Origin of the sequence: Ihubacter sp. rT4E-8 (assembly GCF_049852125.1) — a bacterium.
GTDB lineage: Bacteria > Bacillota > Clostridia > Peptostreptococcales > Anaerovoracaceae > Senimuribacter.
The window spans coordinates 1803640-1826335 of sequence record NZ_CP187532.1 but is presented as its reverse complement, the minus strand read 5'-3'; the positions used below and the strand labels follow the sequence as shown (position 1 = coordinate 1826335).

Below are 22696 nucleotides of genomic sequence, written 5' to 3'. Positions count from 1 at the left end.
GGTGGCGGTATATTGCTTTTTTAGCAGATTTGTTATTTTTGTTGTTTTGTCAATGATGTGACACCAAAAAGGGAGCATCAATTTGACGATATGGTATCATGAGAATGCAATTCTAAAGATGCCCTTTTCTCCAAAGGTGTAGCCCACCCAAGGACTGGTTTAGGGGTGTTGTTGTAACGTTTTAGATAGCGGAGCATCTGCACTTTTAAATCTTCATAGGAGTAGAAATACAGGTAATTGTAAAATCGCTCCTGGTCCAATCGATGGCTGCGTTCTACTTTGCCATTGTGTCTTGGTGTGCGTGGACGAATCAGCTTGTGGGTAATGCCAAGTTCATCACAGAGTTTATCCATCGGATGTAGTTTTTTGTAGTCTTTTGGATAAGTAAATTCAGCGCCATTATCCGTTTGAATCATTTTTGGTGTATATCCAAAGAATTGGATAGCGCGCTTTATGAAATTAACGGTAGAATAAGAACTCTGTTCTTTATATGGGTAGAGGAAGCGCTGTCTGGAAGCTTCATCTATGATTGTATATTGATAAAATTTGTCAGGCATAGAGCCAGTATAGCAGGCAGAGGGCACATATTTCACATCCATCTGCCACTTTTCACCAACAGCCTGAGGAGTCGCATAAGGCTTTGGAGTATATTTGTTAGTGGGAGTCACTTTTTGCTTGGTATACCCTAGCCGAGAAAATACACGGTAAAGAGAGCCGGGATGCCTGCGATACCCTTTGGAAGTACGTAATTTTCCATAGATTTCGCAGACGGAGGCGTGGGGATTGCGTCTGTGCAAATCACGAATCCACTTGAGTTCCTCAGTGGTATGAGAAGAAGGATGAGGCGTTTTGGGTCTGTGAGAATGATCCATAAGGGACTCTTTCGTACCATCAAAGCGTTTGTTCCAGCGCATAAGGGAAGATTTAGATATATGGTAGCGCCTGCAGACAAAGGCGACGGACTGACCGCTGCGATAAAGATTCACTGCGTAAAAACGGGTAGAAATTTCATGTGGCAAATATCGTTGAGTTTGTGTTATACTGTTCATGACGATAGGGTTCCTTTCAGATATGTTTTTTGTGGTGATTAACATTCTAACAGATCCTATCGTCTTTTTCCAAAGGCAAGTGTCACATCAATTGTAACTCTACAGCTTTTTTAGCAGATTTGTTATTTTATACTTCCCATAGATGTTGTTTTATGGTATAATATCTACGTTATGCGCCAGTAGCTCAGGGGATAGAGTAGCACACTCCGAATGTGAAGGCCGCAGGTTCGATTCCTGTCTGGCGCACCAAACGGCTGGCTTTGCCAGCCGTTTTTGCGTGCGCATAGAATAAGGAAGGAATCGAACCTGAAAAGGCGCGAGGGTGAAGTGCTTCAGTTTTATTTCGCTATTTATTTAAAACAGGAAAAAGTAGGAAATATCGTTCATGAGATCATCTGTTGAACGAAACAAATTTTAAGTATTTATTTCGAGCAAGAGAGCTCTTTGGCACAAAATGACCAACCTGATTCATTATATCACATCTGAACGAAAAAGTCTGATTTATCGTTCGCTTAGAAAGCCGCTGCGAATTTTGAGCTCTGCATGATTTGGGAGGAGAGAAAGCAAAAGGGGTTTTCAGATAGCCATATCACATAGAGGACAGAGTTTCAATATGGAAGCAGCTGAGGCCATCCAACCAGATAAGGAACTGGATTTTACGAAAATGTAGAAGCAGTTCCTTTTGTTATATAAGGGTTCTTGCCTTTGTTAACGAAGGTTAACATACAAAAAACGAAAGTTAAATTGCAGAAATAACTGAATTATGATGTAATTGTGTTGATGATACGTAGCAAGTAAAACTACAAGTATTATCAAGACGTTATTACATTTGTATTTGTTTTTAGGAGGACTTTTTATGGGTAAAAAAATTCCAATGTGGCAGTGCCTTTTAGTTATGGTTGTTCTGCTGATACTTTTGTATCTATCTATTATGGTGGACCCTAACGAGGACAAAGCGCATTTCGCACTGCTTTTGGGCGGCGCTTTCGCAGCCATTATCGCAGCCATAAACGGCTGGAAGTGGGCCTACATGGAGAAGGGTATTTTAGCAGCAATCAATAGAACCATGCAGGCAATTCTGATTCTCGGTTGTGTAGGTTTGATGCTGGGCATGTGGGTGGCCAGTGGTGTAGTGCCTTCCATGATGTACTTTGGTATTAAAGTTATTTCACCAAAAATTTTTCTGTTTACGGCTTGTCTGCTGTGCTCTATTGTATCTCTTGCAACTGGTTCATCCTGGTCTACTGCAGGCTCCATGGGTGTAGCACTGATTGGGGTAGGCACGGCCTTAGGATTTCCTACCGCGATGACAGCAGGGGCGGTTGTATCTGGCGCATATTTTGGCGACAAAATGTCACCACTCTCTGATACAACTAATTTGGCGCCTGCCGTTGCGGGATCTACGCTGTTTGAACATATTAAACATATGATTTTCACTACAGGACCATCTCTTATAATTGCACTGGTTGCATACCTTGTTATGGGTTTTACTCATGGGGGCAGTAGCGCTGATATGAGTACAGTGGATGAAATTTTAGGATTTATTACAGATAATTTTAAAGTAGGGGTTATCTACTTGATTCCACCACTTTTTGTTATCGTAGCGGTAGCATTGAAGTTGCCTGCGTTGCCAGCCCTTTTGGGAGGCGTTGTCTTGGGCATTCCGTTTCTGATGACGCAGGGTTCGGATTTGATGATTCGTATTTTCTCTATTCCTAACTATGGATGGACTACGGAAGTTCCAGAAAATGCAAGCCTGATGATTCAGAAGCTGGGCGGCTTGCTTTCTTCTGGAGGCATGCAGGGTATGATGAATACGATTTCACTGATTATGTGCGCAATGGTCTTTGGCGGAATTGTAGATGTGACTGGAATCATGGGAACACTGGCCGCAGCGCTTTTGAAATTGGCAAAGGGTACGCGAGGCGGTCTGGTAGCAGTTACACTGGTTTCTTGTTTCATTGTAAACCTACTTTGTTCAGACCAGTATCTTGCCATCATTTTGCCGGGAAGAATGTATAAGGAAGCTTTTGAAGATATGCGTCTTGCACCGAAAAATCTCTCCAGATGTCTGGAAGATTCGGGTACGATTACATCGAACTTTATTCCGTGGAATACCTGTGGTGCTACGATGCGAAGTTTCCTCGGCGTAGGCTCCGGTTACATACCATACGCAATTTTGAACTGGTTGAATCCACTGGTATCTCTTTTCTATGGTATTACAGGTATTTCGATGACAAAGATGTCCGAAGAAGAGTACCAGAAAATTTTGAAGCAGAGAGAAGAAGATAGAGAGGATGCGCTGAAGGCGCTGGAAGCATAAGAAGCTTCAAAAATGATAAGTAGGGACTTAGTTTTGTCCTTCTTATAAATATTAAGTAAATAAAATCCAAGGCGAAAACCAGAGCTTCTCTCTGGTTTTTCGCTGTATATCGTGATATACTGATAGAGTAATACTACTTTTGGAGAAAAATATGGGGATAATTATCGCACTCTGCTATGGGTTTACAGTGCTTCTGGGTGTTGCGGCGCTGGCGATTCAGATACTTTTAAAGAGAAAAAATATAGATGTGATTGGAGGAAACATCAAAGGAAATACAGCGACTGTCTTTTTTTCTTTGATTGTATTTCTTAATCTAGCCAATTTTTTGGAATTCTTTTTTTGGAAATTTAAGCCTGGGGTTTCCATGGATGTGTTGTATGTAGTCACCGTGGTTTTCTGGTTGATTCTGGGATATTATTTTATAGAGTTTGAACGGGAATTTGCAGGAGAAATACGTAAAGCTTGGGTACGCCCGTTTTTCTGCTTACTTATATTGTCCAGCTTGTTTTTGGAGGTTTCCACTGAGACAGATCTGATTGATATGTCTATGCATACGTACTATAATTTCTATCTGTTAATTCAGACACCGATATGGCTCTATGCTGTCTTCTGCAGTATTCGGTATACTATCAGGATTTATGCAGGCGCGGAAAAGCTGAATCAGGTAGTCATTGTCATTTATGATATCGTTTTTTTGATATCGTGGATGGCGGACAGTCTGATAGCGGTGCATTACAGGGCCGGTGGAAATTATTTGGTTGCGGAGGATATTTCCTCCATTTTCGTATGGGTGATTCTTAGTAGCACTAATTTGTACTTTGTCTGGAAATCCTGTAATGCATCGGAAAACTCCGCACTAAAGACAGAAACTGATTTGGAAAAGCTGAGACAGCGTTACAATCTCAGTGACAGAGAAAAGAGGATTGCAGGACTGTTAGTGGAAGGAAAGAGTAACTTGGAAATTGCAGGGGAGCTGGATATGTCAGAGAGCGCAGTAAAGGTGCATAATCACAGACTGTATAAAAAACTTGGTGCGGAAAATCGTGTACAGGCGGTGAATTTAATTCGAGAAATTCAATAACCATTGATGAATTGGACCCTATATGGATTTTGGGCAGCCAGCGTGGCTGTTTTGGCGATTTGGAATCCGCCATTATCAGTCCAGCGGATCGTGATATGCGTTATAAGCATGGTATTTGATTTATAATAGGTATTAGACATTTATTGAGGGCGGACATATAATGAAAGCATACTGAATCACGATGTGAACCAAGGAGGATGATAAAGATGAAAATTAGCTGCAGAGAAGCTTTTGAAAAAAAGAATGTCTTCGGTCTGGGACAGGAGAATAGCGCTTTTGCCCAGTTCTTTGTGGGAAACTCCTATTTAAATCCGCTGACTGTGCCCGGTGAGACCGCCGTTTTTTTAGCCAATGTAACCTTTGAGCCGGGATGCCGGAACAACTGGCACATCCATCACGGGAAAAAGAGCGGCGGACAGCTTTTAATCTGTACGGCAGGAAGCGGCTGGTATCAGGAAGAAGGCAAAGAGGCGGTCAGTCTGGAACCAGGCATGGTGATTACCATCGCGCCGGAAGTCAAGCATTGGCACGGCGCCAAAGCAGACAGCTGGTTTTCCCATATCGCAGTGGAAGTACCGGGTGAAGAGACAGAGAATGAATGGTGCGAGCCTGTAGATGATGCGGCTTATAGTGCATTGAAATAGATGGCAGGAGGTGGCGTTTAATGAATTATGATGAAACAGATCCTGAACTGATGGAAATTCTGGAACATTTCGCAGGGGAGACTGTAATCAATGAACCGGGCTGTGAACTTCAGCCGGAAACGCGGTATCTTGCTGTTTTGGCGACGCTGCTGGGCTGTCAGAGCACGGAGATTTTTCGAAGCGTACTTCCGAGGGCTCTTGTAGCAGGACTTACGCCTATCGCCGTCAAAGAACTGGTGTATCAGGCGGTGGATTATTTAGGCATCGGCAGAGCGCTGCCGTTTTTGGAGGTCGTCAATGAGGTCTTTTCTGGGCAAAAGATCGCGCTTCCTCTTGCCTGTCAGAAGACGGTGACAGCGGAAAACAGACTGGAAAAGGGCGTCGCGTCGCAGGTGGAAATTTTCGGTTCGCATATGAAGGAAGCTTATCGGCAGGGACATATCAACCGGTGGTTGGCAGAAAACTGCTTTGGCGATTATTATACGCGAGGAGGTCTTGATTTAAAGGAGCGGGAGCTGATTACGTTCTGTTTTCTGATGGCGCAGGGCGGCTGTGAGCTGCAGCTTACGGCTCATGCGAAAGGGAACATGCATCTGAGAAACGACAAAGATTTTCTGATTCGTGTGGTATCCCAGTGTCTGCCGTATATTGGATATCCTCGCAGCCTGAACGCAATTGCCTGTGTAAACAAGGCGGCGGAATGATTTGTATCGGTTTGATGAAATATATGCAAGAAAAAAAGTTGTGCATCGAAGCGGATGACGCCTCATGCACAACTTGTTTTTTATTGTCAAAGAACAACAAGGTTCCCGGGAACCCACCCGAAGCAAAGCTTCGAGGAAGGGTGGGGTTCTTATTACAGACCCAGACCGAAGTTGGCTTTGACTCTTTGCATCACAGGGCGGGCGATGGCATTTGCTCTTTCTGCGCCGTCCTTTAAGATTTCGATCAGCTCATCGGAATGACGGATTTCTTCATATCTCGCCTTAATCGGAGCCAGCGCGTCTGTGACGACTACTACCAGATCTTTCTTGAAATCGCCGTAGCCTTTGCCTTCGTATGCCTTTTCGATTTCGTCTAAAGATTTGCCGGACAGCACGGCATAAATATTCATCAGGTTGCTGATGCCAGGCTTCGTTTCCGGATCAAAGCGAACCACGCCTTCTGAGTCAGTGGTTGCTTTCATGATGGATTTTTTGATCTTTGCAGGGTCGTCCAACAGAGAAATTCTGCTGTGAATGTTTTCTGCGGATTTACTCATCTTCTGAGTCGGATCGTCCAGCGCCATGATGCGGGCGCCTTCCTTCAGATAGCGTCCTTCCGGCACCACAAAGGTCTTCTTCTTGGTGTTGTTGACTCTGATGGCGATGTCACGGGTCAGCTCAATGTGCTGCTTCTGATCGTTGCCGACAGGTACAACGTCGACGTCGTAGAGCAGAATATCTGCCGCCATGAGAAGAGGGTAGGTGAACAGTCCTGTCGGCGCGGATTCTTTGTTGTGGCTTTTTGCCTTGAACTGGGTCATTCTGGAAAGTTCTCCTGTGTAGGAGTTGCAGGTTAGCACCCAGGAAAGCTCTGTGTGGGCTGAAACATCGGACTGCACGAAGACGATGGATTTCTTTGGATCAACGCCAACTGCAAGATACAGAGCCGCTACGTCGAGAATGTGTTCTCTCAGCACTTTTGGGTCCTGTGCTACGGTGATCGCATGCAGGTCGACGATGCAGTAGATGCACTCGTGATCCTCCTGCAGTTCCACGAACTGTCTGAGCGCGCCCAGATAATTGCCAAGGTGAATGTTGCCGGTCGGCTGTACGCCGGAAAATACTCGTTTCATGTTGAAAACCTCCATTATGTATGTACTTAGTTATTTCTGTAATCAAAAATTCTCGTTGTCTTTTTTTCGCTGCGGGGCAGGCTGCCCATAGCCACACCTTTTGGCGTGATACCCAGACCGACTTTCGTTTTAAAGGCGGTGCCGATGGCTTGTTCGGCAGCAGCGGTATCTGTGCCGTTTTCCATTTCGACGGAAAGAATCAGCACATCTTTACCGCTCACGTGGTCGATGGTGATCTGGTATTCGCTGCTGACGCCCGGGATATTCTTTAGAATATCTTCAACTTGTCCCGGATAGATGTTGACGCCTTTCACTTTTACCATATCATCGCTTCTTCCTATTATACGGTCAATTCGCGGAAATTTCAAGCCGCAGCTGCAGCTTTCCGGTACAATTCTAGAAAGGTCGTGGGTTCTGTAGCGAATCAGCGGCGCGCCTTCTTTGCGCAGGGTGGTGATGACGATCTCACCGGTTTCTCCGTCCGGTACATTTTTTCCGGTCTGCGGGTCGATGATTTCGATATAAAGATAGTCATCCCAGTAGTGCATCGGCGTTTCGCGACAGCAGTTGATTCCGATGCCCGGTCCGTAAATTTCGGTGAGTCCGTAAATATCGTAAAGCTCAATGCCCAGCTCTGTTGCGATACGGGCACGCATTTTATCGTCCCAGCGTTCGGAGCCGATGACGCCTTTTTTCAGATGAATATTGGAGCCGATACCCTGTTTTTCGATTTCCTCGGCCAGAAGAAGGGCATAGGAGGAAGTGGCGCAGAGGACGGTACTTTTTAAATCCTGCATCATGCGAAGCTGCTTCGGCGTGTTGCCGGGACCCATGGGGATGGTCATCGCACCCAGTTTTTCCGCACCCAGCTGAAAACCGATGCCGGCAGTCCAAAGACCATAGCCCGGCGTAATCTGAATTCTGTCCGTATTGGTAATGCCGGCAGTTTCGTAACATCTGGCGAACATGATTGCCCAGTCTTCTACGTCTTTTTGTGTGTAAGGGATGATAATCGGTGTGCCGGTGGTGCCGGAGGAGGAATGGATACGAACGATTTCGCTGTCAGGCACTGCCTGAATGCCCAGCGGGTAGCAGTCCCTGAGATCCTCTTTTTCGGTAAAAGGCAGCGCCTCAAAGTCTTCCTGGGTTTTTACGGCGCTGATGTCAATGCCTGCGTACTTTTTCTGATAGAGATTGCCGGAAAAAGCGGTGACTCTCTGCAGCTGCTGTTTCATCAAACGGAATTGTGTGTCATTCATTTTCATTGGTGTTTACCTCGTCTTTCTTTTTCGTCTGGAGGGCGAGAAAGGATTTCTGATAAACAAAAAAGCTTTCGCCCCGCTAGGGACAAAAGCCTGTAACTTCTGCGATACCACCCTAATTGACCTATCCTCACGAATAAGCCCACTCTGAACATACCATCATATGTCCTTCGATATTACGGTCGAACCCGTCTTCCATACTGCGCGCCGGCTTGCAATGTATCGTCAGCCGGGCGGTTCCGGTCGCCCTCCCAAGTCCATTCACACGGCATGCCTGTCACTGCAATCCCACCACCTGCAGCTCTCTGTGGATAGCCTCTGCCTGCTACTATTCTTGGTCAACGGTTTGTCTCATATGAAATTCGTATGAAAAAATATTAGCACAAAGGGCAGACTGCGTCAAGGGGGAATTTTTTTAAAAAAAGCCATCGGTGTAGAGTTACAATTGATGTGACACTTGCCTATAGAAAAAGACGATAGGATCTGTTAGAATGTTAATCACCACAAAAAACATATCTGAAAGGAACCCTATCGTCATGAACAGTATAACACAAACTCAACGATATTTGCCACATGAAATTTCTACCCGTTTTTACGCAGTGAATCTTTATCGCAGCGGTCAGTCCGTCGCCTTTGTCTGCAGGCGCTACCATATATCTAAATCTTCCCTTATGCGCTGGAACAAACGCTTTGATGGTACGAAAGAGTCCCTTATGGATCATTCTCACAGACCCAAAACGCCTCATCCTTCTTCTCATACCACTGAGGAACTCAAGTGGATTCGTGATTTGCACAGACGCAATCCCCACGCCTCCGTCTGCGAAATCTATGGAAAATTACGTACTTCCAAAGGGTATCGCAGGCATCCCGGCTCTCTTTACCGTGTATTTTCTCGGCTAGGGTATACCAAGCAAAAAGTGACTCCCACTAACAAATATACTCCAAAGCCTTATGCGACTCCTCAGGCTGTTGGTGAAAAGTGGCAGATGGATGTGAAATATGTGCCCTCTGCCTGCTATACTGGCTCTATGCCTGACAAATTTTATCAATATACAATCATAGATGAAGCTTCCAGACAGCGCTTCCTCTACCCATATAAAGAACAGAGTTCTTATTCTACCGTTAATTTCATAAAGCGCGCTATCCAATTCTTTGGATATACACCAAAAATGATTCAAACGGATAATGGCGCTGAATTTACTTATCCAAAAGACTACAAAAAACTACATCCGATGGATAAACTCTGTGATGAACTTGGCATTACCCACAAGCTGATTCGTCCACACACACCAAGACACAATGGCAAAGTAGAACGCAGCCATCGATTGGACCAGGAGCGATTTTACAATTACCTGTATTTCTACTCCTATGAAGATTTAAAAGTGCAGATGCTCCGCTATCTAAAACGTTACAACAACACCCCTAAACCAGTCCTTGGGTGGGCTACACCTTTGGAGAAAAGGGCATCTTTAGAATTGCATTCTCATGATACCATATCGTCAAATTGATGCTCCCTTTTTGGTGTCACATCATTGACAAAACAACAGAATTTTTTTAAAAAAAGCCATCGGGAATTGCCTTTTTGACACATTATGCGAAAAAACGACGGGAAAGTGTCAGATTTGAAACATATGTTTTTGGAAAAGTGACACATTACCCGTTATTTTGCCTCAAAAGTGTCAAAATATAGTTGAGAATATTATATAATAACATCAATCAAAACGCGTATTATTTACTTTTTTGTAAATTTTAGGAAGAATAATCCTTGAGCCGCATGATATATAACCAGCTTTAATCGTAGAATCTGACACATTTGAGTTGAAATCACGCCCATTGTGTCAGATTTGCCAAAAACGAAAAATCAAAAATGACACTTTGCACCCAAAATTGCATTGATTGTGTCAGAAACAGTGTTACACAAGATCTGCCGTACTAGAGTTGTAAAGATTTGTTCGGTTTGATATAATGAAAAGACGAAGAAACCTGATAGCGTTTGTAGCTGCGGTGGCTGCAAACTGAAACAAGACGGAGGGTATCAATGACAAAGACAAAACAATCGAATCTCTATTTGCCGCAGCTACCCAAGCTGCCCGATGCTGACAGCGATTTTTATACATGCGCATCCAGGTGCAGGGAAGAAGAGCGTGACATAGAGCAGACCCGCTTCAGCGGAGAACATATGGAGGAAGAAGACTTTGGCGGACTGAATTTTGATACGGTTCTTTTTGAAAATTGTACGCTGATTCGCTGCCGCTTTAAGGGCGCGGACTTTAAAAATGTTCTGTTTAAGAATTGCCAGCTGCCGGGATGCAGTTTTGCGGGAAGCTGGCTTGACCGAACTCATTTTGATAACTGTCAGCTGGTAGGAACAGATTTCAGTCAGTGCAAAATCAGTCATACGTCTTTTACGGATTGCGCCATGACCATGGCAAATTTTACGGAATCCAAGCTGGAAGAATGCAGTATCGCGTCCTGCGATTTGACAGAAAGCTTTTTTGCAAACTGTAAATTCAAGAAGCTGCAGATGGACAAGAATCAGTGCATCGGAACGGAGTTTTTTAAGACGAAATTAAAGGACGTTGATTTTACGACGTGCATACTCGAGGGAATTCGGGTTTCCACGGAAAATGGGGAACTGAAAGGCGCCAAAGTCAATCTTTTTCAGGCGGCGGAGCTGGCTAGAATGCTGGGAATTGTCATAAAAGAATAGACTGTGACGTTTGACACTGCCTGTGGAACGTGATATGCTATAATTTAGAAAACTTATGATCGTACAGAAGGAAGAATACTATGAAAGATTATAAATTAGAAAAGAAATTCCACGAGTTTACGGACTTGCGTGACCTGCTTCGCACCTCTGCCGAAAAATACGCAGGTAAAGTGGCGTTTGTGACGAAAATCAAGAACAAGAAGACCAAAGAAGTCAACTATATCAACACCACCTATGCCAAGCTCTTTGAGACCATGGGGCATCTGGGTACAGCGCTGATCGACTGCGGTTACAAAGATAAGCGGATTGCGGTCATCGGAGAAAACAGCTATAATTGGTGTCTGGCGTACTTTGCCGTAAGCTGCGGCGTGGGCGTGACTGTGCCCCTTGACAAAGCGCTGCAGAAAGAGGAAATCGTAAGTTGCCTGAACCGAAGCAAGGCGGAAGCTGTTTTTTACGATAAAAAGAGTGCCGGTATCATCGAAGAAATCTTTGAGGAAAAATCTACAAGTCTTTCTATGATTGTAGCGATGGATTTTCAGCCGAAGACAGGTGTGCTTTTAATGGATTTGCTGGATCAGGGGCAGGCTCTTGTAGAGGGTGGCGACCGCAGATATCTGGACGCCGAAATTGATCCGGACGCGATGCATTATCTGCTCTTTACTTCGGGCACGACGCAGCAGTCCAAGGCGGTCATGCTGTCTCACAGAAACTTTATGAGCTGCAACTACGGCATGAACTGCGAGGAATTGTTCTTCCCTGACGATGTCAATATGATGATTTTGCCGCTGCATCACTGCTATGGTATGAGCGGACTTCTGACTTTCCTATCCCAGGGCATGAAAAACTGTTTCTGTGAAGGACTTAAATATGTAAGCGCCAACATGCAGGAATACGGTGTTTCTGTCATTATGAGCGTGCCGCTTCTTCTTGAAAATATGTACAAGAAGATTATGAAAGGCATCGAAAAGCAGGGGAAGACCGGCAAGGTGCAGACGGCTCTGAAAATCTGTGATTTGACAGAGAAGGTTGGCATCAATGTCCGGCGGAAACTGTTTAAGGATATCATCGATCAGCTGGGCGGCAGAATGCGCTTTATCATCAACGGCGCGGCAGCCCTCGATCCGGTAGTGGCAAAGGGTCTCAATGACTTCGGCATTCTCACAGTGCAGGGCTACGGTTTGACCGAGACTGCGCCGACCATTTCCAGCGAAACGTACCGTTATCTGAAACCGGGCTCCTGCGGCAAGCTGATGCCTAACGTAGAGGGGAAGATTGTAGATGCCAATGAGGAAGGCATCGGAGAACTTGTGGTGCGCGGCGACAATGTGATGCTGGGTTATTATGATAACCAGGAAGCCACCGACGAGATGATCATGGACGGCTGGCTGCACACAGGCGATCTTGCCTACTTCGATGAAGAAGGGTATCTGTTTATCTGTGGCCGCAAGAAAAACGTCATCGTCATGAAGAACGGAAAGAACGTTTATCCGGAGGAAATCGAAAATCTGATCAACGTGCTGCCGTATGTAGAGGAGAGCATGGTCTTTACCAGAAACAAGGCGAACGACGTGGTGCTCTGGGCAAAGGTGGTTTACGACAAAGGGTATCTCGCCGAACAGAATATGACCCTTTCTGATTTACAGGCGCAGCTTGACCGAGATATGACGGAAATCAACGATACCATGCCGGCGTACAAGATGGTGAAGAAATATTACCTTTCCGAGAATCCGACCATTAAGACGACGACCCAGAAGACCAAGAGAAACGAAGAAATCAAGCAGATAGAAAGAGAACTGGAGGCGCTGTTTGCAGAACTTTGATTATTCCATTCCGACCAAAATATATTTCGGCAAAGGGTAGATTGAAAAGCTTTCTAATATTGCCCAATTCGGAAAGCGGGTGTTGCTGGTATATGGCGGCGGAAGCATTAAAAAGAACGGCATTTTCAATCGAGTGACAAAGATCTTAGGCGAAACCGGAATCGAATATTTTGAGCTTTCCGGTGTGGAACCGAATCCGAGAGTGGAAACCGTGGAAAGAGGCGCGGACATTTGCCGGAAAAACAACATCGATGCGGTCCTTGCCGTAGGCGGCGGCAGCGCCATCGACTGCGCCAAAGTAGTGGCTGCTGCGGCGAAATACGACGGACCTGCGTGGGATCTGGTGCTGGATGGAACCAAGATGAAAGAGGCTCTGCCGATTACAGCAGTGCTTACCATCGCGGCGACTGGCTCGGAAATGGAAGGATACGCGGTCATCACCAATTTTGAAACCAACGAAAAACTGGATGCGGCAAGTGAACTTTAGAATCCTGCTTTTTCGATTTTGGATCCGACCTATACGTACAGTGTTTCCAGGCGGCAGACTGCTTCCGGGAGGGCGGATATTATGAGCCATGTGCTGGAAGTGTACTTTACAAAGGAAAAGGATGCATTTCTGCAGGCGAGACTTTGTGAAGCGGTATTAAAGACCTGCATCCAGTACGGACCGATTGCCTTGGAAGAACCGGAGAATTACGAGGCCAGAGCCAATCTGATGTGGGCGGGAAGCCTTGCGATCAACGGTTTGCTTTCTTACGGAAGCGATGTGCCGTGGAGCGTGCATCCGCTGCAGCATATTTTGGCGGCGTATTACGACATTACCCACGGCGAGGGACTTGCCATTCTGACGCCGATCTGGATGGAAAAAGTTCTTTCGGATGAAACGATGGAAAAATTTGCGGAGTACGGACGCAATGTGTGGGGCATCAGTCCGCATAAAGAGACAGAAGAAATCGCGAGACTTTCCATTGAGAAGACCCGTGCCTTCTTTGATGCTATGGGGCTTCCGAAGACGCTGCGGGAGGTAGGCATCGGCGAGGAAAAGCTTGATGAAATGGCACAGCGAGTGGAGAAAGATCTGACCGATACCTATGTGCCGCTGACCGCTGCCGACGTGCTGGAAATTTATAAAAAAGCTTTATAGTCGTAGATTACATAAGATAAATCAGTAGGGACTGCCTGTCAGTTCCTATTCGATTCTTTCAATAGGTTTCTTGATTTGCAATTTAAAATCATACTGAAATTACCGCGCCGCGGGATTTTAGATAAAGATCGATATCGTTGTTGATATAGTCATATCCCGTGGTGTGGAGTACATCGTAGAACTCATAAATATAATCAAACACACCATAGTCGCTGAAAAGTCTGGCGACCTCTTTACCAGACAAACCTCGGTGCAATTTATAGCTTTCAAGGCAAAGAGCCGTAAACTTCATTTCTTTACTCATAAGAATTACTCCTTATACATCAGGGAACTGAATACTTCCCGTTTTTTCTTCCTGCTCAAATAAGGAATAGAGCATTTCGGTACTGTACTGCCACACTTTTGTTGCTTCATTTTCAAGGGTTTCGTAAAGTTTAGACGCATATAATTTCGTGATAGCATCTGCGCTTGCGATGCGTTGCTTTTCTGCAATCATAGAGACTAAATCCGCACTGATATAAGGCATGATTGCAGTGAACTGTTCCTGCTTCATGATGTGCCTCCTTATTTTATCTCTTTCCATTCAATAAACTTCAAGTAAGACAATGCCTGGTCTGTATGTAAAGTCCATTGATCGTGTAAAACTTCGGTCTTGAGCTTTTTAACAGTATATTCTGCGTCATAGGCACCTGTTTCAAAAAGTCGAATAGACTGATAAATCCTGCTCCGAAATCTAAAAACACTTCTCGTTTTCTGATTTCGGGTTTATCTACAAGGTCAGTACTTCCATAATATAAAATTATTTATATTTTACCACACCCTTTACGAAATTACCAATCGCTTTGTGTGATATTTTATAAATTTGCTGCTTTCACCCTTTGGAATCTTCAATAGGAATGGTTTCGCCCCGCATGTTAATTTATGTTGCTTGCGATAGCGGGCACTTCTTGTTACAATTGTGATAACAATTGAAAGAAAGGTGGTTATGACAAATGCTGAACGAAAATATAAAAGCTATCAGAAAATCAAAAGGACTTTCCCAGGTAGATCTTGCGATCAAGCTGCATGTGGTGCGGCAGACCATTTCAAAATGGGAGCAGGGATTGTCAGTGCCTGATTCCGACATGCTGATTTCCATATCGGAAGCCCTTGAAACATCGGTAAGCACTCTGCTTGGGGAAGCTGTGGATTTGCCGGAAGCAGAAGACTTAAAAGCAATTTCTGCAAAACTGGAGATGATAAACATGCAGTTCGCACAAAGAAAAGAAGCGAGGAGAAGGATTCTGCACTGCCTTTTCATCTCACTGGGCGTAATCACTGTAATTATTTATGCGGTCTTAATCAAATGGAACAGCCCTTACCTGGGGTGGAACTATGACGATCCTGAAACTGCTGTTTTCGGCGTAGTTTTTCACTCCTTTGAGTGGCTGTTTGTCAGATGTGCGCCGATCCTCCTGATTGGCGTGATTGCCGGGGCTATCTTGACAAGGAAAAAAGAATGAACGGTTTTGGCTGCAGTACAGAGCAAAAGACCCCATATTTTTCGGTATGAGGTCTTTTTTCATCACTTTATTTTTTGTAAATGACTTTTCCATCTAATATGGTCATTTCTACCTGTACATCCTTGATGGCGTCAGGTTCAATTTCATACAGATTCTGAGAAAGCACAACCAGGTCGGCGTGTTTGCCCAGTTCGATGGTGCCGTTTACATCCTCCGAATAGGACGCGTAGGCGGCGTCTTTGGTGAACAATCTGACTGCTTCTTTTACGGTAAGTTTTTCCGCAGGCAGCCAGCCTTCCGACGGATTGCCATGAATATCCTTTCGTGTTACGGCAAAGTAGATGTTTTCCAATACATCAAAGCTGACCACAGGCGCATCAGAACCGCCAGAGACGGGGATGCCCATGTCCAGCATAGATTTCCAGGCATAAACTTTGTCCATGCGATTTTTGCCAACGCGCGGCTCTACGATATGCATATCCAGATCAATAAATACAGGCTGAATATAAGCAATGACATGGTTTTCTTTCATATCATCAAGCACCTTCTGACTGGTAATCTGTGCGTGAACGATGCCGTGGCGATCCTTTGGATTGTCTTTTCGGTAAGGGGAGGCAGCCATGGCTTTGATGACCATATCCATGGCTCTGTCTCCGATACAGTGTACCGCGATCTGCATCTGATGCTTATCGCAGTAAGCGACGATTTCATTTAGTTCTTCCTGCTCGTAGATGAGCAGTCCGGTGTTATCAGGCTCACCTTTGTACGGATGTGACAGAGCGGCAGTTCTTGCGCCTAAAGAGCCGTCTTGCAGCAGCTTGACCGGACCGATTGTAAAATGCTTGCCGCACTGACCGGTTCGGTGGCCTTCTTCCAGAAAAACTTTCAAATCTTCAAAGCGTTCAAAAAGGCATTGTTCATAGATACGAAGTTGCATTTCACCACGGTTGTCCAGCGCTTTGAATGCGGACATAATGCGGCGCCAGTTTTTACCCGGCAGAGAAGCCAGATCATCGGACTGAATGCCGGTGACGCCTTTTTCGTTCAGCTTTTGGATGCCGAATTTGATGTATTCTTCCACTTCTGTCTGCGTAGGCGCGTCCAGAACAGAATAGAAAAACTGAACCGCGTTTTCTTTTAGAATCCCGTGTTCCTCATCCACATCGCGGCAGATGTCGGGGTATTCTTTGATCTGTTTCAGCTTTGCAAGGCCGCAGGAGTTGCACACTGCAGTGTGGCCGCAGACTCTGACCATGATAATGGGAATGTCGTCTGCTAGAGCGTCCAGCTGGCTTTTATCCGGGTAAAGGGGCACATCAAAAAGCTCCTCGTTCCAACCTCGGCAGAACAGCCATGACAGCGGCTGTTCCTTTCTTTGGGAAAGCTTTTCTGCGGCAGCGTTCAGCATATCCTGCACACTGCGGCAATCGAAAAGCTTTACAGATTTTTCCACGAAAGCGTAGTGGAGCATGTGCAGATGGCTGTCTACGAAGCCGGGCAGCATCATATTTCCTGCAAGGTCAATGCGTTCTTTACAGGAAAGTGTGGCAGCTTTATCGTTTGAACCCACAAAGGTAATCCGTCCATCGGTGATTCCGACGGCTTCTGCTATGGTGTCTTTTGCATCCAATGTGCTGATGATTCCGTTGTAAAATAGTGTATCCATGTTTATGCGTCCTTTTTTTGTGCTTTTTCTTTATCCTCATAGAACAGGTGCATATTCGGGTCGATTTTTCCTTCGCCTAGATAACGCGCCCGGTAGTCCTTCAGAAGCTTGAAGAATGTGCCGCTGAGCAGGAACAGGGTTGCCACGTTGAAGAAGGTTGGGAATACAGTTGTGAAATCCGCGATGACCCAAAGCTGTGCAGGCGTACCGTTTCCGTATACGGTCAATACTGTTACAATGAATCCCCACAGCGGCGTGCCGATTAAAAAGATTTTGGAGGCAATATTCTTTACTTTTTCTTTTCCTTTTAAGGCATGATCCAGGATGACCTGATAGTAAGTGAACCAGCCGGTGGAGGTGGTCATGCCGAAGAGGAAGATGCTGATAGCGATCATGATTCTTGCGAAGGAACCAACGGAGGATTCAAAAGCTGTCAGCGTCAAGGTTGCACCCTGCAGACCGCTGTCCCAGAAACCAGTTACGATAACGACGAGTCCTGTTAGCGAGCAGACAACGATGGTATCCATGAAAACCTCGAAAGCGCCGAGCAGTCCTTGTTTTACTGGATGATCTGTGTTGGCAGTCGCATGTACCATCGGAGAAGTACCCCAGCCGGCTTCGTTGCTGTAGACGCTGCGGGCAAATCCCAATCTCATGGCATAAGCGACTGTAGCGCCAAGGAATCCGCCGGAGGCGGCCTGCTCTGTAAATGCGCCCTTGAAAATCATTGCAAAGGTATGTGGCAGCTCACTTGCATTGACCAATAGAATGATGATGCTGGCAATGATATAGAAACTGCACATGATCGGTGTCAGATAGGAGGCTACAACGCCGACCTTTTTGATTCCGCCGATGATAACGACGTAAATACCGAGGACGTAGATTACAGATGGTACGATCAGCGGCAGATTGAATGTATTGCCGACTGCCTCGGATACCGTATAGTTCTGTAATGTGATGAACCATGTCATAAAGATGCAGCCGCCGAAGATCACAGCAAAAATTTTCCAGAATTTAAAGCCTTTTTCTTTGCCCAGACCTTTTTCCATGTAGTAGGTAGGACCGCCGTGGAATCCGCCGTCAGGAGTAGATTCTCTGTAATAAACAGCCAGGGTAACTTCTGCCATTTTGATGATCATGCCCAGAAGCGCAGCAACCCATAACCAGAACAGTGCGCCGGGACCGCCTGTTGCGATAGCAGTTGCAACACCACTCATATTGCTGACGCCCACTGTACCGCCGATAGCGATGGAAATTGCCTGAAACGGCGTTAGTTTTTTCTTGTCGTCTGCGCCGCCGTTGCGACGGTCTTTTTTGAAGAGGCTGGTTACAATATGTCCAAAATGCCGGAACTGGAAGAAGCCGGTGCGAAGGGTCAGATAAATGCCCGTGACCAGAATGACGATCAGAAGCGGTAACCCATAGAGAAAATTTGTAAACTGTTCAAAGAGTGCAAACATAGTTTTTACCTTATTTTTACCTTTCTTTTCTTAATTTATTATCATTTAATTGCGCGCAATTTATGATAAAGCAAGAAGTATGCCAACAAAAAACAGTAGGAATTTGATGATAAAAGGAAAAAGGGATTGCAAGAATGAGACGAATATCCTATAATTATCCTATAAATTTCCGTGAGAATGACAGAAAGGAAGACTCCATGAAGACAGTATGTCTGGTATTTAATAATCGAGAAAACTTTGCGGTATGTGATATGCTACTGCGAAATCTGAAATACGTTTTAGAGGATGAGATCGAAGCGAGAATCTGCTTTCTGGAAGAACTGCGGCATGACGAAGTCGTAGAGGCGGATCTGTTTGTGGTTCTGTATGAGGACCGCGTCTATGCCATGAAAGAGTACACATCATCACTGGACAAGGTGATCGTTATGGGCAGAACGATTCAGCGGCAGTTTCTGCCGGAGGTTTTCAGCATTCCGGAAGGAACCAATGTGCTGGTTGTCAATGATTCCAGGGAAAGCACCTTGCAGGTCGCTAATAATCTGTACGAACTGGGTTTGAATCATCTGAATTTAATTCCGTATCTTGCGGGAGAAAATCCAGCGCAGTATGCGGGAATTACTATTGCGATTACACCGGATGAAAAGGTTCCCTCTTTTATTCAAAAGGTCATTAACATTCAAAACCGGTATATTGATGTAAATACTTTTATTAGGATTATCAATAAGCTGGGACTGCACAGCGAGCGTGTGACGCGAAACCTTTTGCAGTACACCCAGATGGTGGCAGAGAATAACAAGGGCATTAATCAGCATTATGTAGCGGAACATTTGAAAACAGAGATGCTGAAACGAACCATTCGGGACACGAAGAATGCGATTTTAATTGTCGATCAGGAGCTTCGCACGGTGTATGTGAATGAGAAAGCACAGGTGCTCCTTGGCATTGATGATAGAGAGGGTGTCAATATTTCTGGCTTTTTTGATGAAACTATGACGGAGATGATTTGTGGGGAGGAGCTTGACAACCAGCTGGTGCAGTTTCGCGGCAGCAACTATATTATTACGAAAATTGACGTAAAAATCGTAGACCAGGTGGTGGGATATTCCCTTTTGTTCAACGACGTGAAGGATATCAAAAATATGGAAAACGCCCTGAACAAACAGCTCGTTAAGAGCGGTCTGATTGCAAAGTACACCTTTGATGATATCTGCTGCGACAGCCGTGCCATAGAAAAGGCAATCGAAATTGCAAAGAAAGCGGCGCTGTCGGATTATACGGTACTGATCAGCGGCGAGAGCGGCACAGGGAAAGAAATGTTTGCCCAGTCCATTCATAATTATTCCTGGCGAAGCAGCCAGCCCTTTGTGGCGATCAATTGCGCGGCTCTGCCGGAATCCCTGCTGGAAAGTGAACTGTTCGGCTACGAAAAGGGTGCGTTTACCGGCGCTTCTGTCAATGGAAAGCCGGGACTTTTTGAGCAGGCAAGCAGGGGAACTATTTTCCTAGATGAAATTGGAGACATGTCCTTAAATCTGCAGGCAAGGCTGCTGCGCGTTCTGCAGGAAAAGCAAATCATGCGTCTGGGAAGCGACCGTGTAATCGACGTAGATATTCGAATTATTGCCGCGACCAACAAAGACTTGCGGGAAGCCATGGAAAAGAAAGAATTCAGGGAGGATTTATATTACCGGCTCAGCAATATTCCGGTGGAACTGCCGCCTCTGCGGGAACGCCCGGAAGAAATTCTGAAGCTGATGGAAGGATTTCTGGGAAGGGTTTACAGTAATTTGCACGAAGCAGAAAAGCAGGCTCTAAGATCATATGAGTGGCCGGGCAACGTACGGGAACTGAAGAATGCGGCGGACTACTATATGCTTCTCGGGGAACTTCCGAAAAATATCGGAGAGGAAAGAGAACCGCAGCGGTTTACGATGGAGCAGGAAGGGCAGGTGCCTTTGCACAGATCGAAAGCAGAAGGTACAGATATCAGAGATTTGATTCTTGCTATTATTCGTACACATACAGAAATGGACTGCGGCATCGGCCGCACTGCAATTCTGTGGGAACTGAAAAGGCGCGGTATTCATCTCAGCGACGACAAAGCGCGCAAACTGTTGCACGAACTGAAAACAGAGGGAGTCATCGAAATAGGGAAGGGCAGACGAGGCTGCAGAGCAATCTAAGGATTGTGCTGCAACCTCATTTTTGAAAGATTATAAGTGTTATTATTTTTCTATTTCACCAATCAGATTCACCATTTCGATCGCGCTGACTGCACAGTCGTAACCTTTGTTTCCGGCTTTGGTTCCGGCTCTTTCAATGGCTTGTTCGATGTTATCTGTGGTCAGAATGCCGAACATAACAGGAATGTCAGAAGCGAGGGAGACAGCCGCCACGCCTTTGGAAACTTCGGCGCAGACGTAATCGTAGTGGGAGGTAGCGCCGCGGATGACCGCGCCCAGACAGATGACAGCGTCATATCTTCCGGATTTTGCCATCTTCTGCGCGATAAGCGGAATTTCAAAGGCGCCCGGACACCACGCCACATCGATGTTTTCCTCTTTGACATTGTGGCGCGAAAGACCGTCCAATGCGCCGCCCAGCAGCTTCGATACGATGAACTCGTTGAATCTGGCGCAGACGATGCCGACTTTCATTTCTTTTGATACTAATTTTCCTTCATAAATTCTCATGTTTTTTCTCCGATCTTAAAATTTAAATTTTTTTACTATATCTCCGGGAAGAATCATAGCATGTTAATCTACGACACATGTGTGAAAACAATATTCAAACACAGGTACTGACAAAATCCAGGATTTTTCGGGTTTTTGTCAGTAAATCGCAAAAAATCACAGCTAATACTCCTGAAATCCTGACAAGATTGACAATTTTTTTTTACTTTTGTCAGCAGGTTAAAGGATTAAGCTGACTTGCAGATTCTCCGGAAAAATTGTGACCTGCCATGGGCGGCATAAAGTCTATTTGTAATCCAGAATATGTCCCATTCTTTCCTGTTTGGTTTTCAGATAGAACAGGTCGTGAGCGGTGGCAGGCATCTGAATCGGCACGCGCTCAGTGATGTCCATGCCGAACTCGGACAGTTCGTAAACTTTCTGTGGGTTGTTGGTTAAAAGACGCAGGGTTTTCGCACCCAGATCTTTTAGAATCTGCGCGCCGATATAATATTCGCGAAGATCGCCGGCAAAGCCCAGGGCAAGATTGGCTTCCAGGGTATCCATGCCCTGATCCTGCAGTTCGTAGGCTTTCAGTTTATTGATCAAGCCGATGCCTCTGCCTTCCTGCCGCATGTAGAGGAGAATGCCTCTGCCTTCCGCTTCGATCTGGGTCAGGGCAGCGGCAAGCTGCTCGCCACAGTCGCACTTAGCCGAACCAAAGGCGTCGCCGGTCAGACATTCAGAGTGGACACGGCACAAAAGATTTTCTCCGTCTCCGATCTCTCCTTTGACCAGCGCGACATGATGTTCACCGTTGAGTTTATTGATATAGCCGTGTGCCATAAAGTTACCGTATTTGGTAGGCAGCTTGGTAACGGCGACGCATTCTACCAGATTTTCGTGTTTTTTTCTGTATTCCTGGATGGCTTTGATGCTGATGAATTTTAAGTCATATTTGGCGGCCAGTTCTTTTAGCTCCGGTGTGCGCATCATAGTGCCGTCTTCCCGCATGATTTCACAGCAGAGACCACATTCAGAAAGCCCGGCAAGGCGCATCAGGTCTACGGTTGCTTCTGTATGACCGTTCCGCTCCAAAACGCCCTGGGGTTTTGCCAGTAGCGGAAACATATGACCGGGACGACGAAAATCCTCCGGTTTGGCATCGCCAGCGACACATTTTCTGGCGGTCAGTCCCCGTTCTTCAGCGGAAATACCGGTGGTGGTGTCCACATGGTCGATGGAAACGGTAAAGGCGGTGCAGTGGTTGTCCGTATTTTCGTCGACCATCTGCGGAAGATGAAGTTTTTTGCAAATTGCAGCGCTCATCGGCATGCAGATCAGTCCTTTGCCGTGAACTGCCATAAAGTTGACGTTTTCGGTTGTAGCAAACTCTGCGGCGCAGATGAAATCGCCTTCGTTTTCTCTGTCCGGATCATCGGTGCAGAGAATGATTTTTCCCTGGCGTAAATCTTCCAGGGCTTCTTCTACTGTACTGAATTGAAACTCTTTCATAGTGGATT

At 45.6% G+C, this 22696-nt stretch carries 20 protein-coding genes and 1 tRNA gene; 12 read left to right on the top strand and 9 right to left on the bottom strand.

Annotation, left to right across the window (positions count from 1 at the left end):
- Nucleotides 1-77: 77 nt before the first annotated feature.
- Nucleotides 78-1049 carry a DDE-type integrase/transposase/recombinase gene (locus ACPW7J_RS09065; protein WP_425754989.1) on the bottom strand — a complete coding sequence of 324 codons (972 nt, stop codon included), beginning with the start codon at nt 1047-1049 and terminating at the stop codon, nt 78-80.
- A gap of 173 nt (nt 1050-1222) precedes the next feature.
- On the opposite strand from ACPW7J_RS09065, the gene ACPW7J_RS09060 reads away from it, so the two are divergent.
- From ACPW7J_RS09060 to ACPW7J_RS09040, 5 genes are all read left to right on the top strand, one after another.
- Nucleotides 1223-1298, top strand: a tRNA-Arg gene (locus tag ACPW7J_RS09060).
- Nucleotides 1299-1905: 607 nt separating this feature from the next.
- Nucleotides 1906-3372 (top strand): Na+/H+ antiporter NhaC, encoded by a 1467-nt coding sequence (gene nhaC / locus ACPW7J_RS09055; RefSeq protein ID WP_425755043.1) that lies wholly within the window; start codon nt 1906-1908, stop codon nt 3370-3372.
- A 151-nt stretch (nt 3373-3523) separates the two neighbouring features.
- The gene (locus ACPW7J_RS09050; protein ID WP_425755042.1) at nt 3524-4453 is read left to right on the top strand and encodes a LuxR C-terminal-related transcriptional regulator; all 930 of its coding nucleotides are present in this window, start codon (nt 3524-3526) and stop codon (nt 4451-4453) included.
- A gap of 206 nt (nt 4454-4659) precedes the next feature.
- Nucleotides 4660-5097, top strand: a complete 438-nt coding sequence (locus tag ACPW7J_RS09045; protein ID WP_425755041.1) for a cupin domain-containing protein — start codon at nt 4660-4662, stop codon at nt 5095-5097.
- 20 nt (nt 5098-5117) lie between these two features.
- Nucleotides 5118-5801: a carboxymuconolactone decarboxylase family protein gene (locus tag ACPW7J_RS09040; RefSeq protein WP_425755040.1), complete on the top strand. Its 684-nt coding sequence runs from the start codon at nt 5118-5120 to the stop codon at nt 5799-5801.
- A 152-nt stretch (nt 5802-5953) separates the two neighbouring features.
- Here the strand turns inward: ACPW7J_RS09040 and trpS are convergent, their stop codons facing one another.
- On the bottom strand, nt 5954-6934 hold the full coding sequence (gene trpS, locus ACPW7J_RS09035) for a tryptophan--tRNA ligase (protein ID WP_425755039.1): 981 nt from the start codon (nt 6932-6934) through the stop codon (nt 5954-5956).
- Between the two features lie 26 nt (nt 6935-6960).
- Nucleotides 6961-8199: a phenylacetate--CoA ligase family protein gene (locus ACPW7J_RS09030; protein ID WP_425755038.1), complete on the bottom strand. Its 1239-nt coding sequence runs from the start codon at nt 8197-8199 to the stop codon at nt 6961-6963.
- Between the two features lie 533 nt (nt 8200-8732).
- Between ACPW7J_RS09030 and ACPW7J_RS09025 the strand changes: the two genes are divergently transcribed.
- The 5 genes from ACPW7J_RS09025 to ACPW7J_RS09005 all read left to right on the top strand — a co-directional run bounded on the left by ACPW7J_RS09025 (nt 8733) and on the right by ACPW7J_RS09005 (nt 13873).
- Nucleotides 8733-9704, top strand: coding sequence for a DDE-type integrase/transposase/recombinase (locus tag ACPW7J_RS09025; RefSeq protein WP_425754926.1), 972 nt, complete (start codon nt 8733-8735; stop codon nt 9702-9704).
- Nucleotides 9705-10234: 530 nt separating this feature from the next.
- Nucleotides 10235-10906: a pentapeptide repeat-containing protein gene (locus ACPW7J_RS09020; RefSeq protein ID WP_425755037.1), complete on the top strand. Its 672-nt coding sequence runs from the start codon at nt 10235-10237 to the stop codon at nt 10904-10906.
- Between the two features lie 80 nt (nt 10907-10986).
- Complete coding sequence (locus tag ACPW7J_RS09015; protein ID WP_425755036.1) at nt 10987-12729, top strand: AMP-binding protein; 1743 nt, start codon at nt 10987-10989, stop codon at nt 12727-12729.
- A gap of 40 nt (nt 12730-12769) precedes the next feature.
- Nucleotides 12770-13216, top strand: coding sequence for an iron-containing alcohol dehydrogenase (locus ACPW7J_RS09010; RefSeq protein WP_425757517.1), 447 nt, complete (start codon nt 12770-12772; stop codon nt 13214-13216).
- 81 nt (nt 13217-13297) lie between these two features.
- On the top strand, nt 13298-13873 hold the full coding sequence (locus tag ACPW7J_RS09005; RefSeq protein ID WP_425755035.1) for a hypothetical protein: 576 nt from the start codon (nt 13298-13300) through the stop codon (nt 13871-13873).
- 88 nt (nt 13874-13961) lie between these two features.
- Here ACPW7J_RS09005 and ACPW7J_RS09000 read toward each other — a convergent pair whose 3' ends face one another.
- Nucleotides 13962-14177, bottom strand: coding sequence for a DUF3791 domain-containing protein (locus ACPW7J_RS09000; RefSeq protein WP_425755034.1), 216 nt, complete (start codon nt 14175-14177; stop codon nt 13962-13964).
- Nucleotides 14178-14189: 12 nt separating this feature from the next.
- Entirely contained in the window at nt 14190-14426 is a 237-nt protein-coding gene (locus ACPW7J_RS08995) for a hypothetical protein (protein ID WP_425755033.1), read from the bottom strand.
- Nucleotides 14427-14865: 439 nt separating this feature from the next.
- Here ACPW7J_RS08995 and ACPW7J_RS08990 point away from each other — a divergent pair, with 439 nt between their 5' ends.
- Nucleotides 14866-15375 carry a helix-turn-helix domain-containing protein gene (locus tag ACPW7J_RS08990; protein WP_425755032.1) on the top strand — a complete coding sequence of 170 codons (510 nt, stop codon included), beginning with the start codon at nt 14866-14868 and terminating at the stop codon, nt 15373-15375.
- 67 nt (nt 15376-15442) lie between these two features.
- On the opposite strand, the gene ACPW7J_RS08985 is transcribed toward ACPW7J_RS08990, so the two are convergent.
- Together ACPW7J_RS08985 and ACPW7J_RS08980 are read right to left on the bottom strand one after the other, a co-directional pair.
- Nucleotides 15443-17041, bottom strand: coding sequence for an amidohydrolase (locus ACPW7J_RS08985; protein ID WP_425755031.1), 1599 nt, complete (start codon nt 17039-17041; stop codon nt 15443-15445).
- Between the two features lie 2 nt (nt 17042-17043).
- Nucleotides 17044-18501, bottom strand: a complete 1458-nt coding sequence (locus ACPW7J_RS08980) for an alanine/glycine:cation symporter family protein (protein WP_425755030.1) — start codon at nt 18499-18501, stop codon at nt 17044-17046.
- 197 nt (nt 18502-18698) lie between these two features.
- Between ACPW7J_RS08980 and ACPW7J_RS08975 the strand changes: the two genes are divergently transcribed.
- Complete coding sequence (locus ACPW7J_RS08975; protein ID WP_425755029.1) at nt 18699-20684, top strand: sigma-54 interaction domain-containing protein; 1986 nt, start codon at nt 18699-18701, stop codon at nt 20682-20684.
- Between the two features lie 42 nt (nt 20685-20726).
- Here ACPW7J_RS08975 and ribH read toward each other — a convergent pair whose 3' ends face one another.
- Together ribH and ACPW7J_RS08965 are read right to left on the bottom strand one after the other, a co-directional pair.
- Entirely contained in the window at nt 20727-21194 is a 468-nt protein-coding gene (ribH, locus tag ACPW7J_RS08970) for a 6,7-dimethyl-8-ribityllumazine synthase (protein ID WP_425755028.1), read from the bottom strand.
- Between the two features lie 285 nt (nt 21195-21479).
- Nucleotides 21480-22688: a bifunctional 3,4-dihydroxy-2-butanone-4-phosphate synthase/GTP cyclohydrolase II gene (locus ACPW7J_RS08965; protein WP_161874776.1), complete on the bottom strand. Its 1209-nt coding sequence runs from the start codon at nt 22686-22688 to the stop codon at nt 21480-21482.
- Nucleotides 22689-22696: the final 8 nt, after the last annotated feature.

What these genes read in the sequence shown, in the direction of transcription:
- ACPW7J_RS09050 (WP_425755042.1), top strand. Translation starts at nt 3,524, where the DNA reads ATGGGGATAATTATCGCACTCTGCTATGGGTTTACAGTGCTTCTGGGT.
- ACPW7J_RS08975 (WP_425755029.1), top strand. Translation starts at nt 18,699, where the DNA reads ATGAAGACAGTATGTCTGGTATTTAATAATCGAGAAAACTTTGCGGTA.
- trpS (WP_425755039.1), bottom strand. Translation starts at nt 6,934, where the DNA reads ATGAAACGAGTATTTTCCGGCGTACAGCCGACCGGCAACATTCACCTT.
- ACPW7J_RS09040 (WP_425755040.1), top strand. Translation starts at nt 5,118, where the DNA reads ATGAATTATGATGAAACAGATCCTGAACTGATGGAAATTCTGGAACAT.
- ACPW7J_RS08980 (WP_425755030.1), bottom strand. Translation starts at nt 18,501, where the DNA reads ATGTTTGCACTCTTTGAACAGTTTACAAATTTTCTCTATGGGTTACCG.
- ACPW7J_RS09030 (WP_425755038.1), bottom strand. Translation starts at nt 8,199, where the DNA reads ATGAAAATGAATGACACACAATTCCGTTTGATGAAACAGCAGCTGCAG.
- ACPW7J_RS09025 (WP_425754926.1), top strand. Translation starts at nt 8,733, where the DNA reads ATGAACAGTATAACACAAACTCAACGATATTTGCCACATGAAATTTCT.
- ACPW7J_RS08965 (WP_161874776.1), bottom strand. Translation starts at nt 22,688, where the DNA reads ATGAAAGAGTTTCAATTCAGTACAGTAGAAGAAGCCCTGGAAGATTTA.
- ACPW7J_RS09015 (WP_425755036.1), top strand. Translation starts at nt 10,987, where the DNA reads ATGAAAGATTATAAATTAGAAAAGAAATTCCACGAGTTTACGGACTTG.
- ACPW7J_RS09005 (WP_425755035.1), top strand. Translation starts at nt 13,298, where the DNA reads ATGAGCCATGTGCTGGAAGTGTACTTTACAAAGGAAAAGGATGCATTT.
- nhaC (WP_425755043.1), top strand. Translation starts at nt 1,906, where the DNA reads ATGGGTAAAAAAATTCCAATGTGGCAGTGCCTTTTAGTTATGGTTGTT.
- ACPW7J_RS08995 (WP_425755033.1), bottom strand. Translation starts at nt 14,426, where the DNA reads ATGAAGCAGGAACAGTTCACTGCAATCATGCCTTATATCAGTGCGGAT.
- ACPW7J_RS09000 (WP_425755034.1), bottom strand. Translation starts at nt 14,177, where the DNA reads ATGAGTAAAGAAATGAAGTTTACGGCTCTTTGCCTTGAAAGCTATAAA.
- ACPW7J_RS09065 (WP_425754989.1), bottom strand. Translation starts at nt 1,049, where the DNA reads ATGAACAGTATAACACAAACTCAACGATATTTGCCACATGAAATTTCT.
- ACPW7J_RS08985 (WP_425755031.1), bottom strand. Translation starts at nt 17,041, where the DNA reads ATGGATACACTATTTTACAACGGAATCATCAGCACATTGGATGCAAAA.
- ACPW7J_RS08990 (WP_425755032.1), top strand. Translation starts at nt 14,866, where the DNA reads ATGCTGAACGAAAATATAAAAGCTATCAGAAAATCAAAAGGACTTTCC.
- ACPW7J_RS09045 (WP_425755041.1), top strand. Translation starts at nt 4,660, where the DNA reads ATGAAAATTAGCTGCAGAGAAGCTTTTGAAAAAAAGAATGTCTTCGGT.
- ACPW7J_RS09020 (WP_425755037.1), top strand. Translation starts at nt 10,235, where the DNA reads ATGACAAAGACAAAACAATCGAATCTCTATTTGCCGCAGCTACCCAAG.
- ribH (WP_425755028.1), bottom strand. Translation starts at nt 21,194, where the DNA reads ATGAGAATTTATGAAGGAAAATTAGTATCAAAAGAAATGAAAGTCGGC.